A 16,451-nucleotide genomic window follows, 5' to 3' on the forward strand; every position below is an offset into this window, starting at 1 on the left:
CTGGCCGCCGGCCCGCAGGCCGGGTCCGGACGGCCGGCGGCTCGGTACGGGGCGGCCGCGGCCCCGAGGTCGTCGCCCGGCCGGCCGCCCTCACCTGAACGTGGGACGGCGGGGCCGCCGGGGCGCACTCACCCCAACGGGTCCTCCTCCTTCGGCCGGTCCGCCTCGCCGGACGGCCGGGGGAGGTCCCAGGAGCACGCCGCGGTCGCCCCGGAGGTGAGCCCCCACGGGCTCGGCACCTCCTGGGTTTCCTCCTCGCCGCCGCCCTGCAGCGGCAGCCGGTCGATCACCGCGACCAGCGCGGGCGGCAGCTGCGGCGCCAGCCCCCGGTGCACCCGGGAGAGGATGTCGTGCCGGGCCTCCTCCGGCAGCAGCGGCCGGCTCATCCGCAACCACCGTGGCCCGGGCGGACGTTCGGCCGTCGACAGCTGCTCGGACCAGGCCCGCCAGTAGTCCGCGTCGTCGGTCTCGCCGAGTTTCAGGTGGTGCAGGTGGAGGCAGTACGCGGCCGTCCCGCTGCCCGAGCCGGCGGCGAAGCGCCACCAGAACTCGGCGCCCTCCTCCTTGCCGGTGGCGTACAGCAGTGCACCGAACACCTCCGCCCCCTCCGGCTGGATCCGGCGCGCGTTGACCAGCAGGTCCAGGCCCCGGGAGGCGCAGGGAGCCCCCAGCACCAGGGCGATCACCAGGCCCAGTTCGAAGGCGGCCTGCTCGTGCTCCGAGGGCAGGTGGGCCGGGGCTGCGGTGAGCCGGGCCTGGCGCAGGGCCGCGATCCGCTCGGCGTGGGCGCGTTCGCGCCGGGGCACGCGGAACACCGGGCGCCCCCCGGCGTCGGTGCGCGCCCTGCGATCCGGCTCGCCCTGGCGGCCGGTCGTCACGACTCGCCCCCGCGGTCCGGCAGTTCGCCCACCCCGAGCCGGCGCGCCAGCCGTTCCCGGGCGTGGCGGAGGTTGGAGTGCACGGTGGCCACCGGCCGTCCCAGGTAGGCCGCGATCACCTTGGCGTGCAGGCCCAGCAGGTAGCGCAGGATGACCACGTCCCGCTGGCGGTCCGGCAGTTCGAGGATCTCCGCGTACAGTCGGACCTCGTCCGCCTCGCTCTGCAGCAGCCCGTCCGCGACCTGCTTGAACGCTCCGATCACGGCCGCGAAGGTGACCGCCTCCACCTCGACCGGCTCGTCCGCGGCCACCCAGTCCCCGACGTGCCGGTTCGCCAACCGCCAGGCGTACGCGGCCGGTTCCTCGAACCGCAGCACCTGCGGCCAGCAGCGGGCCAGGTCGGCCTTGACCGCCTCGACCACGAGCAGCGCATCGGCCTGGCTGCCTATCCGGGTCAACGCGAGCGCGTGCCAAGCGGGTTCGTGGGTCTCGCAGAAAGCGGCGTAGGTGAGGTCCGGGCGCAGGACCACCTCCGTCGGCACCGCGGTCCGCTCCGATCCGGCCGCGCCGGCGCCCTCCACCGCCGTCCCTCCGCGGTACCCGCGCACGGGGGCGCCCCTGTCGATCGTCATCGAGCCTGCTTTCCGTGGCCGTCGGCCGCTCGCCGGGCCACCCGAGGGTCGGGCTGTCGGTGCCATCCTCATTCCATCAGGCCCGTCACTCCAGGCTGCATGCCGAATACAGATTGTCATCCCATGTGATTGGCCGAAGGGTTGAGTCCCCCGCAGGGACGCTCGGCCCCCGGATACGGTGGGCACCAAACGGACGGTGTCCGCGGTGCCGAGGGGGGAGGGGAAGCCGGATGGGCCTCTACGACGGGGTCGACCTGCAGCTGAACGTGCCGCACTCGGCCCGGATGTACGACTACTTCCTCGGTGGCTGCACCAACTTCGCCGCCGACCGCGAGGCCGCCGGCCACGTCCTCGCCTCCGCCTCCTGGGTGCGCGACGCCGCCCGCGCCAACCGCGCCTTCATGCGCCGCTCGACCCGCACCCTCGCGGCGGCCGGCATCGACCAGTTCCTCGACATCGGCACCGGTATCCCCACCTCGCCCAACCTCCACGAGGTCGCGCAGGGCATCCGGCCCGGCGCCCGGGTCGTCTACGCCGACAACGACCCGATCGTGCTCGCCCATGCGCAGGCGCTGCTCACCAGCACCCCCGAGGGCCGCACCGCGTACGTCGAAGCCGACGTCACCGACCCCGCCGGCCTGCTCGCCGAACCCGGCCTGCGCGAGGCCATCGACCTCACCCGCCCGGTCGCGCTCTCCCTCAACGCCCTGCTCCACTTCGTCCCCGACGCGGCCGGGGCGTACGAGCTGGTCGAACGCCTCAAGTCCGGGCTCGTCCCCGGCAGCGCCCTGGTGATGACCCACGTCACGCCCGACTTCGCGGCCGAGGAGGTCGGCCGCATCGTCGGCGTCTACCAGGCCGCCGGCACCCCCCTGCGGGCCCGCACCCGTGCCGAGGTGGCCCGCTTCTTCACGGGCTGGACCCTCCTCGACCCCGGCGTCGTCCCTCTCCCGCACTGGCGGCCCGACCCGGACGAGCCCCCCGTCCCCGCCGCCGACGCCGCGGGCTACGCGGGAGTGGCCGTCCGGCCCTGACCGCTCGCCGAGTGCGCCAACGGTACCGACCGCCGCCCTCGTCTCCCCGCGGCCGCGCGCCTTCCGCCTCCCCTTGCCCGCTCCTCCCGTCACCCGTGCACCCCCCCGTGACCCGTGCGCCCCCGCCGCCCCGGGCCCAGACTGGATGGTGGACCGCCGCCGCCCCGCGAGGGAGACGCATGCTGCTGGGACTCACCACCGCGCTGGTCGCCACCGTCTGCTTCGGTTTCGGGGCGGTGTCCCAGGCGCGCGGGGCGCGGTCGGCGCCGCGCGCGGACCGGGTGCGGGCGGGGCTGGTGGCCGCGCTGCTGCGGTCCTGGCAGTTCATCCTCGGCACCGCCCTCGACATCCTCGGCTTCGTGCTGAGCGTCGTCGCCCTGCGCAGCCTCCCGCTGTTCCTGGTGCAGGCCGTCACCAACGCCAGCCTCGCCGTCACCGCCCTGGCCGCCGTCTGGCTGCTGGGCGCGCGGCTGCACCGGAGCGATGTCGCCGGAATCCTCGCGGTCGTCGTGGGCCTCTGCCTGCTGGCCCTGGGCTCCGGCGCGGAGGGCCGGAACCACGCCCCGGCGGCCTTCCACTGGGCGCTGCTCGCGACCACCGCCGCGATGCTGCTGGCCACGCTGGTGCTGGTCCGCCGGGACGGCACCGCCGCCGCGGCCGGTCTGGGCCTGCTGGCGGGCATCGGTTTCGGCATCACCAGCCTCGCGGTGCGGGTGCTGGACGCGTCCGGGGTCACCGCCGTGTTCACCGATCCGGCCGCCTACGCCCTGGCGCTCGGAGGGTTGGGCGGCTACCTGGCGTACGCCCTCGCCCTGCAGCGCGGCACGGTGACGGCCGCGACCGCCGCCGGGACGGTGGCCGAGACCTTCGGCCCGGCCCTGGTCGGGGTGGTGGCGCTGGGGGACTCCGCGCGCCCCGGTCTCGCCTGGTGCGCCCTGACGGGCTTCGCGGTCGCGGTCGGCGGAACGTTCCTGCTGTCCCGCTTCGGTGAGCTGGAGGGCGAGTCCGCCGAACTGTCGGCCCCGCGCCCCGAGGCCGGGGACGAGCGCGGGCACCGGGCCGGACCCGCCCCGGTAGCCCGGACGGCTCTGCCGTGCGAAGGTGACTTGCCGGACAAATCGGACGGCAGGACGCCCACGGAGCGGCAGGTGAGCGATGGCGGAGGACGCCGCGATGGCTGAGGTAGCCCAGTCCCGGTCCCGGGGGCCGCGGTCGACCGACCGCCCCGTCGTGCTGGTCACCGGCGCCTCCTCGGGCATCGGCCTCGCCACCGCCACCCGGCTGGCCGACGCGGGCTGGCAGACCCTGCTCTCCGGCACCGACCGCACCCGCCTCGACGCCCTCGCCGGGCGCACCGGCGGCATCGCCCTGCCCGAGGACCTGAGCAAACCGGACGGCCCCGCCCGCCTCGCCGAGGCCGCGCTGGCGGCCGCGGGCCGGGTCGACGCGCTGGTCGCCAGTGCCGGCCTCGGCTGGCGCGGTCCCTTCGCCGGGACCCCCTCCGACCTCCTCGACCGGATGATCGAGGTCAACCTCGCCGCCCCCCTGCACCTGACCCGCCTCCTGCTGCCCGGCATGCTGGAGCGCCGCCACGGCCGGATCGTGCTGCTCGGCTCGATGGCCGGCCAGGTCGGCGTGCGCGACGAGTCCGGCTACTCGGCCACCAAGGGCGGCCTGGCGATGTTCGCCGAGAGCCTCTGGTACGAACTGCGCGGCACCGGGGTCGGTGTGCGGCTCGTCCTGCCCGGCGCGGTGGACACCCCGTTCTTCGACCGGCGCGGCACCCCGTACCAGCGCGAACGCCCGCGCCCGGTCTCGGCCGAGCGGGTCGCGGCCACCGTCGTCGCCACCATGACCACCGAGCGGGACCGCCTCTACGTCCCCCACTGGCTCGGCCTCCCGGCCCGGATCCACGGGGTCGCGCCCGGCGTGTTCCGCCGGATGGCCTCCCGCTTCGGGTGAGCCTCCGGTCCGCTCCCGCCTTCGTGCTCGCCCTCGCGGCCGGCGCGGAGTTCCTGCACCTCGCCCCGGCGGCCGTCCGCCTCCCGCCGCTGCGCCGCACCCTGGCCCGTCGCACCGCCGGCCACGGCACCACCCCGGGCCACGTCGCCCTCACCTTCGACGACGGCCCCGACCCGCGCAGCACCCCGTACGTCCTGGACGCCCTCGACGAACTCGGCGCCCGCGCCACCTTCTTCCTGCTCGGCGCGATGCTGGAGCGCGCTCCAGCCCTCGGCCGCGAACTGGTGCTGCGCGGCCACGAGGTCGCCGTGCACGGCTGGCACCACCGGCGGCAGTGGTACCCGGCCCCGGTCCGCGACCTGCGCGAACTGCGCCGCGCCACCGAGGCGGTGACCGGCCTGTGCGGCGCCCGCCCGCGCTGGTACCGCCCGCCGTACGGGGTGCTCACCGCCGGTCCGGCGCTGGCCGCCCGCCGCCTGGGCCTGCGCAGCGTGCTGTGGACCGCCTGGGGCCGCGACTGGACGGCCGGGGCGACCGGCGACTCCGTCTACGCGACCGCCCGCCCCGGCCTCACCGCCGGTGCCACCCTGCTCCTGCACGACTCCGACTGCACCTCCGCCCCCGGCTCCTGGCGCGCGACCCTCGACGCCCTCCCGGTGATCGCCGCCCACTGCCGCGCCCGCGCCCTCACCCTGGGCCCGCTGCGCGACCACGCCGTGCCGCCCGGCTCCTGCGGAGCGCGCCCGGCGAGGTGACGAACGAGGTCGCGCACGTGCAGGTCCTGTGACTGGTGCACGTCGGCCGGAACACCGCGGTGCAGGCGGGGCCGGGCCCGCCCGGCTACCCCAGCCCGACCCGTTCCAGCGCCGCCCAGAAACCCTTCTGCCAGGCCTCCGGGGTCGCCCCGGGCGACGGCTCGGGTTCCGGGCGGCCGAGGGCGGCGAGCGCGTTGCGGACCACCTCGGCGGGGCGCGCGGTGGCGACGTCGGCGTGGCCGAGTTCCAGCTCGTGCTGGAGGTTGTCCCGGCCGTGGCCCTGGACGACGTCGAGCAGCAGCAGTCGCCGACCGAGCGCCCGGGCCTCGCTGCAGGTGTCGCCGGAGCTGGTGACGACCAGGTCGGCGGCGGCCATCAGGGCCGGGATCCGGTCGGTGTAGCCGAAGGCGTGCAGCCGCGGCTCCCGGCGGGCAACCGCCCGCAGCCGCTGTTCCAGCACCCGGTTGTGCCCGGCCACCGCGAGCACGTGCGGCCCGGCGGCGGCCAGCGAGGCGGCGGTGCGGGCGATCGGTCCGAGCCCCCAGGCGCCGGACATCAGCAGCACGCACGCGGCGTCCGGCGGCACGCCGAGCTCGGCCCGGGCCCCGGCCCGGTCCGGCGGGCGGTAGAACGGCCGCCGCAGTGGTGCGGGCACCACGGCGACGTCGGCCTCCGGCCGGTAGCGGCGCACGGCGCAGGCGGCGACCTCGGAGGTGACCAGGAACAGGTCGGTGCCCTCCTGCACCCAGAGCCGGTGCGGCGTCACGTCGGTGCAGAACACGAAGTGCCGGAAATCCCGCCGCGGCAGCCGGTTGACCGCCGAGGTGGCGGTGGCGAACACCGAGACCACCAGCTTCGGCCGCTGCTCCGCGACCAGCTCGCGCAGCGCCGGGACGAGCCGGCTGCGGGCTGCCGCGTCGGCGAGCAGCGCGATCCGGGCGCCGGGGCGCAGCGCCGAGAAGTGGAAGGCGTCGTACACCCCGGGCAGGCCGAGCAGCCGGCGGAAGACGGCCTCGCCGGCGGCGCCCGAGCGCTGCCCGAGCAGGGCCATGGCGTCCACGGTGCCGGTGGTCCAGCCGCGTTCGTGCAGGGTGTCGGCGCACGCGCGGGCCATCACGTCGTGGCCCTGGCCGAGCGAGCCGGAGACCAGCAGGGCGTGCGGCATCGGGCGGCCCCGGTCAGCGGGCGGTGGTCGGTGCGGCGGCGCCGGCCCGGTACCAGTCGGCGTAGCGGCGCACGCCGTCGGTGAAGTTGGTCCGCGGCGACCAGCCGAGCAGCCGCTTGGCCTGGGCGGAGGAGATCCGCCGCCCGGTGTAGTCGGCCTTGCGTCCGTCGATGTGCTCGATGGTGACCGGGCCGAACAACTCGTCGACGGTGTCGGCGATGTCGCGCACCGAGACGGCGGTGGAGCCCTCCAGGGCGAAGGTCCGGTCCTCGGCGGCGGGGGAGAGGGCCCGGACGTGGGCGTCGGCGAGGTCCTCGACGTAGACGAAGTTGCGGCTCTGCCGGCCGTCCCCGGCGATGGTGATCGGCCGTCCGGCGAGCGCGGCCTGGACGAACCGGGCGACGACGAGCTCGTCGCGCATCCGCGGCCCGTACGGGATGCCGAAGCGCAGGATGGTGAAGTGCTGCCCGTAGAGCTCGCGGTAGCTGTGCGCCAGCATCTCGGCGGCCAGTTTGGTGGCCACGTACAGGTGCCCGCTGTGCTCCAGCTCGATCGGTACGTGTTCGTCCAGCTCCTCTTCCTCGCCGTCGAGTCGGCCGTCGCTCGGGGCGGCGCCGTAGACCCACACGGTGCTCGCCAGCACGGTGCGGCTCAGCCCGCTGCGCCGGGCGGCCTCCAGGACGGCCTCGGTGCCGTCGATGTTGGTCCGCACGGCCCGGACCGGGTCGGCGGAGACCTGCTCGACGTCGGCCATCGCGGCGAGGTGGTAGACGACCTCGCTGCCGGCCAGCGCGGAGGTCAGCGCCGGCAGGTCGAGGATGTCGATCCGGGCGTGTTCGGCGTCGGGATTGAGGTACTTGTCGGTGGTGTCCACGGCGAGGACCTCGTGGCCGGCCGCGATCAGGTGGTCCACGACGTGTGAGCCGATGAACCCGCAGCCCCCGGTGACGGCTATCCGCACGGTCTTGCTCCCTTCGCTCGGCTACCCGGCCAGCCGCCGGTGCACGGCCGAGACGGCCTCGACCACCTGCTCGGTCTCGTCCTCGGTCATGTCGGAGTGCACCGGCAGGCAGACCTGCCGGGCGCAGACGTCCTCGGCCACCGGCAGCGGCCCGCGCCGGTACGGGGCGAGGACCGGCTGCAGGTGCAGCGGCAGGTCGTAGACCTCGCCGGACAGCCGCACCCCGTACTCCTCGGCCACCGCCCGTTTGAAGGCGGCGCGCTCCACGCCGGGCGCCAGCAGCGCCACGTACTTGTAGTAGTTGCCGCGGCTGCCGGGCGGTTCGAGCACCGGCTCCATCCCGTCCAGTGCGGCCAGCGCCGAGTCGTAGCGGCGGGCGACTGCCCGGCGGGTCTCGATGAACTCCTTGAGCCGCCGCAGGTGCACCGCGCCGACGGCCGCGTGCAGCTCGCTCATCCGCCAGGAGTAACCGAGCCGGACGTGGTGGTTGGCGCCGAAGGAGCCCTTGCCCTGGTCGCGGTAGATCCGGGCCTCGTCGCGCAGCTCCGGCGACTCGGTGAGGATCATGCCGCCCTCGCCGCTGGTGGTGACCTTGGTCGGGTAGAAGGAGAAGGCCCCGGCCAGGCCGAAGGTCCCGGCGGCGCGGCCGTCGTGGCTGCTGCCGTGCGCGTGCGCGGCGTCCTCGACCAGCGGGACGCCGTGCCGGTCGCAGAGCGCGCGCAGGGCGTCCACCTGCGGGGTGACCAGTCCGCCGATGTGGACGAGCACGACGGCCGCGGTGTCCGGGGTGAGGGCTGCCGCGAGGGTCTCGGGGGAGAGCGCCAGGGTGGCCGGGTCGACGTCGGCGAACACCGGACGGCCGCCGGCGTGGACCACCGCTCCCGCCGTCGCGTAGAACGTGACGGCGGGGACGACCACGTCGCGGCCGCGGACGTCGACGGTGCGCAGGATCATCTCCAGCGCCGCGGTGCCGCTGCTCACCGCGACGGCGTGCGAGGCGCCGTGCTCGGCGGCGAAGGCCTGCTCGAAGCGCTCGGTCCATGGGCCGAGGGTCAGGGCGCCGGTGGTGAGCATCTCGGCCACCGCGTCGGCGACGGCCGCGCGGTCGTTCTCGTCGAACACGATGCGGGCGGCTGGCACGCCCATGAGGCACCTCCGGCGGCGGGCTGGGTTCAGCACCGATCGGGACGGGTCGGCCCGGACCGGGTGGAAACGGTCGGGCCAGAGGCCCATCACGCTACTTCGCCGGGGCGGTCGCGGCCCGTTCGTCACCTCCGCACGGGTGACCCGGCACTGCTCCCGCCGTAGGCCACAGGGGGGCTTCGGGCTGCTCCCGGTGCGGGGCGTGCGCTCCGCCGTACGGGGGAGGGCCGTACTGCGTCCGCAGTACGGAAACGGCCTGCGCAGGGACGACGACGGAGCGGGGGCCGGCGATCAAGGATTGGTCATGCTGCGAGCGGACCGCCTTCGTGCACCCGCACCCGCACCCGTCCCCGTCCGCACCTGCTTCCGAATCCGAAGGAGTCCGCTCTCCCGTGGCAACGTTCCTCTACCGCCTGGGCCGATGGGTCTTCGCGCGGCGCCGGCTGGTGGCCCTCCTGTGGGTCGCCGTGCTGGCAGTCGGCGGAGTCCTGGCGGCCAAGGCGCCCGCCGCACCCGACGACGGCTTCTCGATGCCCGGGACGGAGGCCCAGAAGGCCTTCGACCTGATGAACGAGCGCTTCCCCGGCGGCCACGCCGACGGTGCCTCGGCCCGCCTGGTGTTCGTCGCGCCCTCCGGGCAGAAGATCACCGCCGGGCCGAACCAGCAGATCGTGGAGAAGACGGTCGGCGAGCTCGTCCACGGCGAGCAGGTCACCAGCGCGGTGGACCCCTTCAAGGCGAAGGGCGCCGTCTCCAAGGACGAGACGACGGCCTACGCCACCGTGAGCTACTCCGCCAAGGCGGGCGAGGTGTCCAAGAGCGCCACCGACGCGCTCCAGCAGGCCGCCCAGCACGGGCGGGACGCCGGGCTCAAGGTCGAGATCGGCGGCAACGCGCTGATGGCCAAGCCCGAGGCGGGCGGCAGCAGCGAGGCGATCGGCATGGCGCTGTCCGCGGTCGTCCTGGTGATCACCTTCGGCTCGCTGGTCGCGGCCGGCCTGCCGCTGCTCACCGCCGTGATCGGCGTCGGCCTCGGCATGTCGCTGATCACCGCGCTCGGCAGCACGCTCGGCCTCTCCTCGACCACCGGCACGCTGGCCATGATGCTCGGCCTCGCCGTCGGCATCGACTACGCGGTGTTCATCGTCTCCCGCTACCGGGCCGAGCTCGCCGAGGGCCGCACCCCGCAGGAGGCGGCCGGCCGGGCTGTCGGCACCGCCGGCTCCGCGGTGGTCTTCGCCGGGCTCACCGTGGTGATCGCCCTCGCCGGGCTCTCCGTGGTCGGCATCCCGATGCTCGCCAAGATGGGCATGGCCGCCGCCGGGACGGTCGTCATCGCCGTGCTGGTCGCGCTCACCCTGGTGCCCGCCCTGCTCGGCTTCATCGGCCGCAAGGTGCTGCCCCGCAAGGTCCGCAGGGCCGAGAAGGCCGGTGGCGCGGTGCAGCCCGCCGAGGCGAAGGAGAACGGCGGCGCCCGCTGGGCCCGGTTGGTGACCCGCCGCCCGCTCGCGGTTCTGCTGCTCGGCGTGATCGGCCTCGGCGTGCTCGCCTCGCCCGCGCTCGACCTGCGGCTCGGCCTGCCCGGCGACGAGGCCAAGCCCACCTCGACCACCCAGCGCCGCGCCTACGACCTGCTCTCCGAGGGCTTCGGCCCCGGCTTCAACGGCCCGCTGACCGTCCTGGTGGACGTCAAGGGCACGCCGGACCCGAAGGCCGCCGTGGGCGAGGTCGCCAAGGCCGTCTCCGGCGTGCCCGGCGTGGTCGCCGTGGCGCCGCCGATGTTCAACAAGGCGGGCGACACCGCGCTGCTCAACGCCGTCCCGGCCACCGGTCCGGCCGACGAGGCGACCAAGCACCTGGTCCACACCATCCGCGGCCAGGCCGCCGGACTCAAGGCCTCGACCGGGGCGACGGTCCTGGTCAGCGGCACGACGGCGATGAACATCGACGTCTCGCAGAAGCTCACGGACGCGCTGCTGCCCTACCTCGCGGTGGTCGTCGGCCTGGCCGTCCTGCTGCTGCTGGTGGTCTTCCGCTCCGTCCTCGTCCCGCTCAAGGCGGCGCTCGGCTTCCTGCTCTCGGTGGCCGCCGCGCTCGGCGCGGTCGTCGCGGTCTTCCAGTGGGGCTGGCTGGCCGACCTGATCGGCGTGGAGCAGACCGGCCCGGTGATGAGCATGATGCCGATCTTCATGATCGGCGTGGTCTTCGGCCTCGCCATGGACTACGAGGTGTTCCTGGTCACCCGGATCCGCGAGGGCTTCGTCCATGGCGAGCAGCCCCGCGAGGCCATCGTCACCGGTTTCCGGCACAACGCCCGGGTGGTCACCGCGGCCGCCTTCATCATGATCGCCGTCTTCGCGGGCTTCATCGGGATGAGCGAGCCGATGATCAAGATGATGGGTCTGGGCCTCGCCGCGGCCGTCGCCTTCGACGCCTTCGTGGTCCGGATGACGATCGTCCCGGCCGTCCTGGCCCTGCTCGACCACCGTGCCTGGTGGCTTCCGCGCTGGCTCGACCGCCTGATACCGGACGTCGACGTCGAGGGCAGCAAGCTGCACACCGTCGCCCCCGAGCCGGCCCCGGCCCGGGAGGCGGTCACCGTCTAGACCGGCACCGCCGGCCCGGCCCGAACACCCCTCGGGCCGGGCCCGGCACCGGTCGGCTCGGACACCGGTTCGAGCGTCAACCGTTTACCGTTGCTGTCGGGGCCGCCGCCCGTACGGACGCCCCCGACCCGCCCGCGCCGTACCCCACCGGGGCGCGGCGCGACACCGACTGGCAGAACCCGGCGAGGGTGCGGCCAGGGCACCCCGACCCGGAGAGCACGAGCATGAGCGACACCTGGCAGCGCCTGCGCCGCGAGCACCCCCGGCTGCTCGATGCCGCCGGAGGCCTGGCCCTGCTCGCGGTCACCGGTCTCGGCGCCAGCGTCGACCAGACCACCGGACACTTCGCCCCGGTCGCCCCGGCCACCGGCGTCCTCGCCCTGATCGCCGCCGCAGCCGTGTTCCTCCACCGCCGCCACCCGCGCGCGGTGGCGGCCGTCGCCCTGCTCTGCACCATGGCGCTGACCTGGACCAGCCCCCGGCTCACCCCCATGCTGGCCACCCCGCTGCTGCTCGCGCTCTACTTCCTCGCCGTGCGCACCGACCGCTCCACCGCGCTGCGCGCCTCGATCACCACGGCCGTGCTGCTCACCGGGATGTCCCTGCTCCTCGGGCACGGCGGCCCGATCGGCGAGCGGATCGGCGTCCTCGCCTGGGCCCTGCTGCCCGGCGCCCTCGGCGACTCCATCCGCAACCGTCGCGCCCACCTCGCCGCGATCGAGGAACGCGCCGAACGCGCCGAACGCACCCGCGAGGAGGAGGCCCGGCGCCGGGTCGCCGACGAGCGGATCCGGATCGCCCGCGACCTGCACGACGTGGTCGCCCACCACATCGCCCTCGCCAACGCCCAGGCCGGCATCGCCGTCCACCTCATGGACAGCCACCCGGTGCAGGCCCGGGAGGTGCTCAGCCATATCACCGACGCCACCGGCTCCGCCCTCCAGGAGCTGCGGGCCACCGTCGGCCTGTTGCGCCGCGCCGAGGAACCGGCCCCGCTCGAACCCGCCCCCGGCCTGGACCGGCTCCCGGAACTGATCAACTCCTTCGAGCGGGCCGGCCTGCCGGTCCGGCTCACCGTCGAAGGCGAGTCCCGGCCGCTGTCGCCCGGCGTCGACCTCACCGCCTTCCGGATCGTCCAGGAGTCGCTGACCAACGTCGCCAAGCACGCCAACGGCGCCGACGCCGAGGTCACCCTCTCCTACACCGGCAGCCGGGTCGCCGTCAGCGTCGCCAACGGCCGCCCGACCGCCACCGGCCGCCGGCGCACCGCCCTGCTGCCGCCGGCCGCCCCCGGCGAGAGCGGCTTCGGCCTGATCGGCATGCGCGAGCGGGCCGGCGCGATCGGCGGGCGCCTCACCGCCGACCGCCGACCCGACGGCGGTTTCCTGGTCACCGCCGAACTCCCGCTGCGCACCGGCGCCAGGGACGACGTCGCGCCGTGGACGGACGGTTCGTCCCGCCCGGACGGCACCCCCGAAAGGGGCGGCCCGGTCGAGCCCGTCGCCAAGGACCGGGCCGCCCACGGCTTCCGGCGCGACTGCATCGTCCGTCCCGCCCGTCCCGACCGCTCCAGCGGCTCCCCGGACGCCGCCCGACAAGATCGCGCCATCCGTAAGGACAAGGACCCCGCATGACCATCCGCGTGCTGCTCGCCGACGACCAGGCCCTCCTGCGCGGCGCCTTCCGGATGCTGATCGACGCCGAGGAGGACATGGAGGTGGTCGGCGAGGCCGCCGACGGCCGCGAGGCGGTGGAGCTCGCCCGGGCCACCAAACCCGACCTCGTGCTGATGGACATCCGGATGCCCGGCGCCGACGGCCTCGGCGCCACCGCCGAGATCTGCGCGGACGAGGAGCTGTCCGGCACCCGGGTGCTCATCCTCACCACCTTCGAGATCGACGAGTACGTGGCCCAGGCGCTGCGCGCGGGCGCCGGGGGATTCCTCGGCAAGGGCGCCGATCCGAAGGAGCTGCTGGCCGCCGTCCGCACCGTCGCGGCCGGTGACGCCCTGCTCTCGCCCGCCGCCACCCGGGCGGTGATCGAGCAGTTCCTCGCCCAGCCCGATCCGGCCGCCGTCGCATCCGCCGAGCGGCTCTCCGTCCTCACCGCTCGCGAGCGCGAGGTGATGTCGATGGCCGCGACCGGACTCACCAACGAGGAGATCGCCGAGCGGATGTTCGTCAGCCCGTTCACCGTCCGCACCCACGTGCACCGGGCGATGGCCAAGCTGGACGCCCGGGACCGGGCGCAACTCGTCGCGATCGCCTACCAGTCCGGACTGGTCCCGCCCGGCAGACCGTCCTGACGGGGCGTCACCCGCGCGCTCCGCGACTTCCGCCCTCTGCCGCGATCGCAGACTGAGGCGACGTCAGAAATTCCCCGAAGGAACCCTCCAAGATCCGGTCCTGGCCGAAAACCGCCACCGAACTGGTGTATCAGCGAGTAGTCTGCCGATGACTCAGAATGAGGAGGATGTTCGTGGAAACCAAGGACACGGCCGGCGAGGTGCGGATTCTCCAGCCGTTGCCCGGGCGCACGGAGGGCGGATCACAGGCGTTCGAGCTGCGGCTCGCTCGTCTTCTCCGCGTGCTCGGGGCCGAGGTCGCACCGGGGGCGGACTACCCGAGCGCGGCCCGATGGGAGGTCCACAAGGCGCTCGCCGGGCGGTCCGAGCTGCCAGAGGAGTACTTCGAGCCGCTGCTGGAGGCGGCGGTCCACGATCCCAACCCGAGCTTCAACCGCCGCTTCGTCGAGCCCGCCCTCATCGCCTTCGGCCAGCGCCGGGTCCGGCGGGCCCTGCTCGGATACCTGCAGACCGGCACCAACCCGGAGCGCGCCGGTGCCGCGCGGGCCTGGTACTGGACGGCACTGACGGTCGGCGGCGGCCGGGACGCGACGGCCGACGAGGGCGCGACCGTCCGCGACAGCTGGAACGAGGCCGCGCTGCGGGAGTTCGTCGCCAACGAGGACCTGGACGTCCGCCGCTGCATCCTGCCCGGCCTGCCGCTGGTGCCGCGCGCCTACCCCGCAGAACTGCACGCCCTGGTCGAGGCCGCGGTGACGATCGCCCGCTCGCACCCCGACGAGTACATCCGCCACCGTGCCGAGATCCAGACCGGCCTCTGACCTCCGGACACGCCCGCTCCCGGTGCGCCCGCCGGGGTGCGTACCCGGAGCGGACGTGTCCGCGCGGACGAGCCCCGCCCGTACCGGGTCGGATCGATCCGCCGACTCCCCGTTCCGGTCCGGCGGTTCACCGGAGTCGGCGCCCGGTCAGCCGGTGTTGACGGTGATGTCGCCGATGTCCGTGCCGAGGTCGAGCTTGAACTTGCCGTTGGGGTCGTTCTGGACGCCGATGTGCTTCGAGCCGATGTCCGTTCCCGCGCTGACGCGGTAGGAGCCGGGCGGGACGGTCAGGCGGATCTCGCCGTTGTCGGTGCTGGCCTTGACGTCCTGGGCCTTGGCGGCGGTGAGCTTGATCGCGCCGCTGTCCGTCTTGGCCTGGATCCGGTCGCCCTTGAGCGAGGTGCCGTCGATGTCACCGCTGTCCGTGCGCAGGTCGACCGCTCCGCTGGCCTGGTCGACCGAGATGCTGCCGGAGTCGGTGTGCACCGACACCGAGCCTACCTCGGTGAGGTGGATCCCCCCGGAGGAGGTGCCGCCGCTGACCGGCAGCCCGGCGGGCAGCTCGACGGTGTAGCTCACCGAGCAGTTGTGCCCGCAGCCGCCGAGCACCAGGATCCCGTCCTCGATCCGGGTGGTCGTCCCGGGCTTGCTGTCCTGGTAGGTGATCTTCCGGTGGACGGAGGGACTCCCGGTGCCGGACTTGCCGTGGATGGTGACCGTCCCGGAGGGGTCGTCCAGCTTGACGGCGGTGATCCTGCCCGAGACGGTCGCGTCGTCGCTGACCTCGGTCCCGACCGGGTCACAGGCGACCAGCGCCCCGACGGCGAGCCCGGCGACCGCGACGGCCCCGGCGAGACGCTGATAGCTGCGGTACTGGGCCATGGTGGTTCCCCCCACGTCATGGACGATCGTCGTGTGCGGACCGACTCCGTGTGACCGCCCCGCTCCGGAGCCGTCGCGACGACCGTAGCGGGGGACGGGGGTCCGGGTCCCTGGTGCCAGCCCCCCTATCCGGGGTCCAGGAGCCCCCACCTCCGACCCGCTCCGCCGCGCTCGGGGCTTGCGCGCGACCGCCCCGTGCATGCTCACCCGCTCGGCGCCTGGAAACGCAGGTCAGCGCCCTGGCGGCGGTTGGTCGGCTCACCCCTGTGTGTCCCTTCGTCGCGCCCCGGCGGCCGTCCCGGCGCAGGATGGAAACCCCGGGCGGTGGGCCCGGCGGAGCCGGCGGACCGGACGGAACCGTCGACTGGGCCCGAGACGGGAGGCCGAGGTCGTGGGAATCGCCAGGGCAGACATCCGCGAATGGCGTGGCCGACCGGTGGTCGACGAGAAGGACCGCCGCATCGGCACGCTGGAGTCGGTGTACGTCGAGACGTCCACCGACGAGCCGTTCTTCGCCACCGTCCTGACCGGTGTGGCCAACCGCCGCCTGGTCTTCGTCCCGCTGGAGGGCTCGGTGGCCGGCCCGGACTACCTGCGGGTGCCGTACCCGAAGGCCAAGGTCAAACAGGCGCCGGCGATCGGCACCGACGACGTCCTGCCGGCCACCGACGAGCCCGAGGTGTTCGCCTACTACGAGCTGCCGTACACGACCGGCTCCGGGGGCGAGCGCCGACTGGCCCGGCGCTGATCAGGGGTCCTTCCGGATGGCTTCCGTCCAGCCGGGAACGAATACCCCGCCGGGTACACTTGTCGATCGAGAGTCGATGTGAAGGGCGGCCCGGACATGCAGGTGGACGAGGAGGCGGTCGGCGCGGTCCTGAACCGACTGCGTCGGGCCCAGGGCCAGTTGGCCGGAGTGATCGCGATGATCGAGGCGGGCCGGGACTGCAAGGACGTGGTCACCCAGCTCGCCGCCGTCTCGCGAGCCCTGGACCGGGCCGGGTTCAAGATCGTCGCCAGCGGGATGCGCCAGTGCCTGGCCGCCGCCGACGAGGACGCCGCGCCGATGAGCGAGGCCGAGCTGGAGAAGCTGTTCCTCGCCCTGGCCTGAGCCCTGGCCTGAGCCCGGGCTGATCGGGCCATTTAGCCCCGGCCCGAGTGCAGTGCCGCGCACGGCCCGGAACACGGGCCCGGCGCCGCCGCCACCGGAGGGGGGGGGCCGGGCACCCCGACCCGGCCCCCGCGCCGGGCCCGCCCCCCCCCCCCCCCCCCCCCCCCCCACCCTCCCCCCGGTGGCCGAACCCCCC

General features: G+C 74.7%; 16 protein-coding genes. 10 read left to right on the forward strand and 6 right to left on the reverse strand.

Annotated features, from left to right (window positions below; all coding sequences use genetic code 11):
- Positions 1 to 128: 128 nt before the first annotated feature.
- Positions 129 to 815 carry a hypothetical protein gene (locus tag ACFV1W_RS33990; protein ID WP_380421114.1) on the reverse strand — a complete coding sequence of 229 codons (687 nt, stop codon included), beginning with the start codon at positions 813 to 815 and terminating at the stop codon, positions 129 to 131.
- 59 nt (positions 816 to 874) lie between these two features.
- Complete coding sequence (locus ACFV1W_RS33995) at positions 875 to 1,510, reverse strand: RNA polymerase sigma factor (RefSeq protein ID WP_380421115.1); 636 nt, start codon at positions 1,508 to 1,510, stop codon at positions 875 to 877.
- Positions 1,511 to 1,740: 230 nt separating this feature from the next.
- Here ACFV1W_RS33995 and ACFV1W_RS34000 point away from each other — a divergent pair, with 230 nt between their 5' ends.
- The 4 genes from ACFV1W_RS34000 (at position 1,741) to ACFV1W_RS34015 (ending at position 5,261) form a co-directional block, all read left to right on the forward strand.
- A complete protein-coding gene (locus ACFV1W_RS34000) occupies positions 1,741 to 2,544 on the forward strand; it encodes an SAM-dependent methyltransferase (RefSeq protein WP_380421116.1) in 804 nt (267 codons plus the stop codon).
- 179 nt (positions 2,545 to 2,723) lie between these two features.
- Positions 2,724 to 3,725: a hypothetical protein gene (locus ACFV1W_RS34005; RefSeq protein ID WP_380421117.1), complete on the forward strand. Its 1,002-nt coding sequence runs from the start codon at positions 2,724 to 2,726 to the stop codon at positions 3,723 to 3,725.
- A complete protein-coding gene (locus ACFV1W_RS34010) occupies positions 3,718 to 4,506 on the forward strand; it encodes an SDR family NAD(P)-dependent oxidoreductase (RefSeq protein ID WP_380421118.1) in 789 nt (262 codons plus the stop codon). Before ACFV1W_RS34005 ends, ACFV1W_RS34010 begins: the two co-directional genes overlap by 8 nt.
- Positions 4,503 to 5,261 carry a polysaccharide deacetylase family protein gene (locus tag ACFV1W_RS34015; RefSeq protein ID WP_380421119.1) on the forward strand — a complete coding sequence of 253 codons (759 nt, stop codon included), beginning with the start codon at positions 4,503 to 4,505 and terminating at the stop codon, positions 5,259 to 5,261. The genes ACFV1W_RS34010 and ACFV1W_RS34015 overlap by 4 nt, the downstream gene beginning before the upstream one ends.
- Before the next feature lie 85 nt (positions 5,262 to 5,346).
- Here the strand turns inward: ACFV1W_RS34015 and ACFV1W_RS34020 are convergent, their stop codons facing one another.
- The 3 genes from ACFV1W_RS34020 to ACFV1W_RS34030 are packed head-to-tail and all read right to left on the reverse strand — an operon-like array spanning position 5,347 to position 8,533.
- Positions 5,347 to 6,426, reverse strand: coding sequence for a hypothetical protein (locus ACFV1W_RS34020; protein WP_380421120.1), 1,080 nt, complete (start codon positions 6,424 to 6,426; stop codon positions 5,347 to 5,349).
- 13 nt (positions 6,427 to 6,439) lie between these two features.
- Positions 6,440 to 7,387, reverse strand: coding sequence for an NAD-dependent epimerase/dehydratase family protein (locus tag ACFV1W_RS34025; RefSeq protein ID WP_380421121.1), 948 nt, complete (start codon positions 7,385 to 7,387; stop codon positions 6,440 to 6,442).
- Between the two features lie 21 nt (positions 7,388 to 7,408).
- Entirely contained in the window at positions 7,409 to 8,533 is a 1,125-nt protein-coding gene (locus ACFV1W_RS34030; protein ID WP_380421122.1) for a DegT/DnrJ/EryC1/StrS family aminotransferase, read from the reverse strand.
- Positions 8,534 to 8,922: 389 nt separating this feature from the next.
- Between ACFV1W_RS34030 and ACFV1W_RS34035 the strand changes: the two genes are divergently transcribed.
- The 4 genes from ACFV1W_RS34035 to ACFV1W_RS34050 all read left to right on the forward strand — a co-directional run bounded on the left by ACFV1W_RS34035 (position 8,923) and on the right by ACFV1W_RS34050 (position 14,262).
- Positions 8,923 to 11,136: an MMPL family transporter gene (locus ACFV1W_RS34035; protein WP_380421123.1), complete on the forward strand. Its 2,214-nt coding sequence runs from the start codon at positions 8,923 to 8,925 to the stop codon at positions 11,134 to 11,136.
- 224 nt (positions 11,137 to 11,360) lie between these two features.
- The gene (locus tag ACFV1W_RS34040) at positions 11,361 to 12,770 is read left to right on the forward strand and encodes a sensor histidine kinase (RefSeq protein WP_380421124.1); all 1,410 of its coding nucleotides are present in this window, start codon (positions 11,361 to 11,363) and stop codon (positions 12,768 to 12,770) included.
- Positions 12,767 to 13,441 carry a response regulator gene (locus ACFV1W_RS34045; RefSeq protein WP_380421125.1) on the forward strand — a complete coding sequence of 225 codons (675 nt, stop codon included), beginning with the start codon at positions 12,767 to 12,769 and terminating at the stop codon, positions 13,439 to 13,441. Before ACFV1W_RS34040 ends, ACFV1W_RS34045 begins: the two co-directional genes overlap by 4 nt.
- A gap of 173 nt (positions 13,442 to 13,614) precedes the next feature.
- The gene (locus ACFV1W_RS34050) at positions 13,615 to 14,262 is read left to right on the forward strand and encodes a hypothetical protein (RefSeq protein ID WP_380421126.1); all 648 of its coding nucleotides are present in this window, start codon (positions 13,615 to 13,617) and stop codon (positions 14,260 to 14,262) included.
- A gap of 147 nt (positions 14,263 to 14,409) precedes the next feature.
- On the opposite strand, the gene ACFV1W_RS34055 is transcribed toward ACFV1W_RS34050, so the two are convergent.
- Positions 14,410 to 15,159, reverse strand: coding sequence for a DUF4097 family beta strand repeat-containing protein (locus tag ACFV1W_RS34055; protein ID WP_380421127.1), 750 nt, complete (start codon positions 15,157 to 15,159; stop codon positions 14,410 to 14,412).
- Between the two features lie 376 nt (positions 15,160 to 15,535).
- Between ACFV1W_RS34055 and ACFV1W_RS34060 the strand changes: the two genes are divergently transcribed.
- Complete coding sequence (locus tag ACFV1W_RS34060; RefSeq protein ID WP_380421128.1) at positions 15,536 to 15,892, forward strand: PRC-barrel domain-containing protein; 357 nt, start codon at positions 15,536 to 15,538, stop codon at positions 15,890 to 15,892.
- Between the two features lie 96 nt (positions 15,893 to 15,988).
- Complete coding sequence (locus ACFV1W_RS34065; protein ID WP_380421129.1) at positions 15,989 to 16,255, forward strand: metal-sensitive transcriptional regulator; 267 nt, start codon at positions 15,989 to 15,991, stop codon at positions 16,253 to 16,255.
- Positions 16,256 to 16,451: the final 196 nt, after the last annotated feature.

The organism is Kitasatospora sp. NPDC059648 (assembly GCF_042734825.1).
Lineage (GTDB): Bacteria > Actinomycetota > Actinomycetes > Streptomycetales > Streptomycetaceae > Kitasatospora.

Excerpts from the sequence above, each read along its gene's own strand:
- ACFV1W_RS34020 (WP_380421120.1), bottom strand. The coding sequence starts at position 6,426 with ATGCCGCACGCCCTGCTGGTCTCCGGCTCGCTCGGCCAGGGCCACGAC.
- ACFV1W_RS34000 (WP_380421116.1), top strand. The coding sequence starts at position 1,741 with ATGGGCCTCTACGACGGGGTCGACCTGCAGCTGAACGTGCCGCACTCG.
- ACFV1W_RS34030 (WP_380421122.1), bottom strand. The coding sequence starts at position 8,533 with ATGGGCGTGCCAGCCGCCCGCATCGTGTTCGACGAGAACGACCGCGCG.
- ACFV1W_RS33995 (WP_380421115.1), bottom strand. The coding sequence starts at position 1,510 with ATGACGATCGACAGGGGCGCCCCCGTGCGCGGGTACCGCGGAGGGACG.
- ACFV1W_RS34010 (WP_380421118.1), top strand. The coding sequence starts at position 3,718 with ATGGCTGAGGTAGCCCAGTCCCGGTCCCGGGGGCCGCGGTCGACCGAC.
- ACFV1W_RS34040 (WP_380421124.1), top strand. The coding sequence starts at position 11,361 with ATGAGCGACACCTGGCAGCGCCTGCGCCGCGAGCACCCCCGGCTGCTC.
- ACFV1W_RS34045 (WP_380421125.1), top strand. The coding sequence starts at position 12,767 with ATGACCATCCGCGTGCTGCTCGCCGACGACCAGGCCCTCCTGCGCGGC.
- ACFV1W_RS34005 (WP_380421117.1), top strand. The coding sequence starts at position 2,724 with ATGCTGCTGGGACTCACCACCGCGCTGGTCGCCACCGTCTGCTTCGGT.
- ACFV1W_RS34065 (WP_380421129.1), top strand. The coding sequence starts at position 15,989 with ATGCAGGTGGACGAGGAGGCGGTCGGCGCGGTCCTGAACCGACTGCGT.